Genomic DNA, 3,675 nt, shown 5'->3' on the forward strand with positions numbered 1-3,675 from the left:
GCTCAAACATTTTTCCGACTTTTTAGACAAGGAAATAAGAAGATGACAACTACTCCAACCAACGGTGACGACACTATTGTCGGCACACCAGACGACGACAACATCATCGGTCAAGCTGGAAATGACAAAATTTCCGGTGGCGAAGGCAACGACATTCTGAACGGCGGCGTTGGCGACGACCGATTGCTTGGTGGCAATGGCGACGACAAATTGTTCGGTGGCGCAGATAACGACACATTGATCGGTGGTTTTGGTAACGACAACCTCAGCGGCGGCGTAGGCGACGACAAATTGTTCGGCGGTGACGATAGCGATCGTATGGCCGGCGGCGACGGTTTGGACATTCTCAACGGCGGCAATGGCGAAGACTACATGCTTGGTGGTAATGACAACGATGTTATGACTGGCGGCGAAGGCATCGACCGTTTGACCGGCGGCATGGGCCGTGACGTTATGACCGGCGGAACCGAAGGCGATATCTTCTTCTTCCGTGCAGGTGAATCGGAAGCCGGTGCCGGCCTTCGTGATGTTATCACCGACTTTGCGGTTGGCGAAGACAAGATCAATCTTGCATCGCTCAACCTTGATGCATCACAGATTTCGTTCAACAGCTTCGCTGGCGGCGCAAGCACAGTGCTCGCAATCGATACCGATGGCGATACAGTTGCTGATTATGAAATCCAGTTGAATAATGCGACTGGCGTTACACTTGCCGATTTGATTATCTAATTTCTCGGCTAATAAAGACCCCGGAGCAGCGCGTTACTTTGTACCGCGCTGCTCCATTTTAAGTATGAACGAGCATCGTGCTCCGGTGACCCAATTGCCCCGCCAATCGACTTTAGGCTTAATTCATGCGCCCGAACTCCATGCGGCTCTTACAGGCCGCAGCGGCGTGCTCACAACTTTGCTCGGCATGAGCGCATTCCTGAATATCTTGATGCTTTCTGGCGCTATTTTCATGCTGCTGGTATATGATGAAGTGCTTCCAAGCAGAAGTGTCCCCAGCCTCATTGGCTTGGTGATATTGCTCGTCATCGCCTTTGCGTTTCAATCCGCAATCGAACATTTACGCAATCAGTTGACCGTTCATTGCGGCGCGATATTCGAAAAATCACTGAACAGTCGTGTTTTCGACATCATGCAAGCTTCTAAATTGCGCGGGCTTGAGCGTCGCGACACACCTCAGCCATCCCGCGACCTCGACCAATTGGGCAAGTTCTTATCGAGCCCGGGTCCCATGGCAATATTCGATTTGCCTTGGGTATTTTTGTTTCTGGCAATCCTATTCGCATTCCATTTTATGCTGGGTTTAGTCAGCCTTGCGGGGGCGGCTATACTCGTAATTCTGACGATTATTACCGATCGGATGACAATCGCGCACATCGAAACTTCAACAAGGCGGGGCGCAGAACGTGCGGCATATATGGAATCCTGCAGTCGGAATGCGGATGTGCTTCACGCGTTGGGGATGAAACAGCATGCCTTGGCCGGATGGAACCGATTGAGCGAAGCCTATCTCGGCACCAACGCGGATATCGCGGTGCGGTTGAGCGCCATGCGTACCTTCAGCAAAAGCTTCAGAATGCTGCTTCAATCGCTCATTCTCGCGTGCGGCGCGTGGTTGGTTATACATGATGAAGCATCAGGCGGGATCATTATTGCCAGCACCATTCTTGCATCCCGCGCACTTGCTCCAATTGAGGTAGCGATTGGCCAGTGGCGCGGTTTCATTTCGGCTCGACAGGCATGGAACCGGTTGGCCGAATGTTTGAATATGCACGATAGCGCCGCTGTCCGAACGAAATTGCCAATCCCCTCCCGCGAATTGGAAGTGCAGGGCCTTGTCGCGATCGCACCCGGCTCTCAGTTTGTACTGTTTCGCGACGTTAGTTTTCGTCTGTCAGCGGGAGATACATTGGCAATTGTAGGGGCAAGTGGATCAGGCAAAAGTTCTCTTGCATCATCACTCGTTGGCGTCATCCCTCCGGCGCGGGGTTCGGTAAGGCTTGATGGAGCGACCCTCGACCAATGGGAAAGCGACATAATTGGCACCCATTTAGGGTATTTGCCACAAGACATAGAATTGTTCGACGGGACGGTAGCCCAAAATATCGCGCGATTTAATCCCGACGCCACAAGCGAAGAAGTGGTTGAAGCCGCTAAAGATGCCGGTGTGCATGACCTTATTATCAGCTTCCCGGAAGGATATGACACGCTGTTGGGCGGATATGGGCGCAACCTGTCTGCCGGACAAAGGCAACGGATAGCCTTGGCACGCGCGTTATTCCGAAAGCCGTTCCTGATTGTCTTGGACGAACCCAATTCTAATCTCGACGCTGTAGGCGATTTTGCTCTCAACCATGCAATTGCCACGGCCCGCGCACGTGGTGCGATTGTCATCATAGTCGCCCACAGGCCCAGCGCGCTGGCCGAAATCGGCAAACTCCTGTGGCTCGACCAAGGCGTAGTGCGTGCGTTCGGCAATAAAGACGAGATCCTTCCTAAACTGGCGGCAGGACCGGCCCCTGTAAAAACCAGCCAGTTATCTTCGGCCGCAAACGCATGATGAATGGAATATCATGAACAGGATGTCGCTTACATCAGGCACGCATAATGAAAAAGCAGAGCCGGAGCTGCAGCTTACCAAGATATTGCGGCGGTCAAAATTTGCAATTTTCCTGCTCTGTGCGGGATTTGGTGGCGCACTTACATTGGTGCCAATCTCCGGTGCGGTAATAGCCGGCGGAGAGGTTGCAATTGCTTCGGGTGTAAAGAAAATCGCTCACCCGGTCGGAGGCGTCATTTCGGCAATCGAGGTCAGCAATGGTGACCGTGTAAAAAAAGACCAGATATTGCTGCGCTTTGATACCAATGTATCGGCCGCAGGTGCCGCCATGACTGTCGAAAGCATAGACCAGTTGCTCGCAAGAGAGGCAAGATTACGAGCCGAGCGTGACGGGTTGCGATCCATTCCGTTTCCAGAGTCCCTGACTACACGCCTATCGGAAAAAGAAGTTTCCCGCATAATCGACGAGGAGCGCCGTTCCTTCACCATCAATCGTCAGGCCATTTCATCCCAGCGCCAAACGATCTCGCAACAAATCAACCAGGCCGGGCATTCCATAAGCGGATATCAAGTCCAGGCCGATGTGTATCGTCGGCAAGAAGCGTTGATTGCAGAAGAACGTGACGCCAATGATAAGTTATGGGAGAAAGGCTACACAACCCTTCAGCGCCGGAATGAGTTACATCGCGCAGCAGAGGGCGTCAGAGGCAATGTGGCGTCCGCCGAAACCAGTGAAGCGCAGACCCGGGCACGGATCGCCGAATTGCAAGAGCGGATATATCTGCTCGAAGACAATGCGCGCAAAGCGGCAGGCGAAGAGTTAGCAGAAGTTCAAACGAGGCTGATATCACTGCGCCAAAGCAACATTGTCGCGCAAGATACCAATAGCCGCAATCTCGTTCGTGCGCCATCAGACGGTGTGATTGACAAATTGGCATTCAGCACCGTCGGCGGGGTCGTGCCAGCGGGTGAAACTATAATGGAAATCGTTCCTGATAATGACATGCTGATTGTCACCGCGCGGGTTAGTCCGAAGGATGTCGACCAACTGTTGACGGGCAAGGATGTCATGCTGCGTTTTTCGGCATTTGAAATGCAAACAACCC

Annotated in this window: 3 protein-coding genes; all 3 read left to right on the top strand. The window is 52.8% G+C overall.

Going from position 1 to position 3,675, the window contains the following annotated elements; translation table 11 throughout:
• Positions 1 to 42 precede the first annotated feature (42 nt).
• Positions 43 to 729 (top strand): calcium-binding protein, encoded by a 687-nt coding sequence (locus ACKVOS_RS12160; protein WP_409212269.1) that lies wholly within the window; start codon positions 43 to 45, stop codon positions 727 to 729.
• A 64-nt stretch (positions 730 to 793) separates the two neighbouring features.
• Positions 794 to 2,569, top strand: a complete 1,776-nt coding sequence (locus ACKVOS_RS12165; protein ID WP_409212270.1) for a type I secretion system permease/ATPase — start codon at positions 794 to 796, stop codon at positions 2,567 to 2,569.
• A 22-nt stretch (positions 2,570 to 2,591) separates the two neighbouring features.
• The coding region (locus ACKVOS_RS12170) for an HlyD family type I secretion periplasmic adaptor subunit (protein ID WP_409212271.1) at positions 2,592 to 3,675 on the top strand (1,084 nt) is incomplete at its 3' end.

It is taken from the genome of Sphingorhabdus sp., assembly GCF_046154385.1.
In the GTDB taxonomy this organism is placed as follows: domain Bacteria; phylum Pseudomonadota; class Alphaproteobacteria; order Sphingomonadales; family Sphingomonadaceae; genus Sphingorhabdus_B.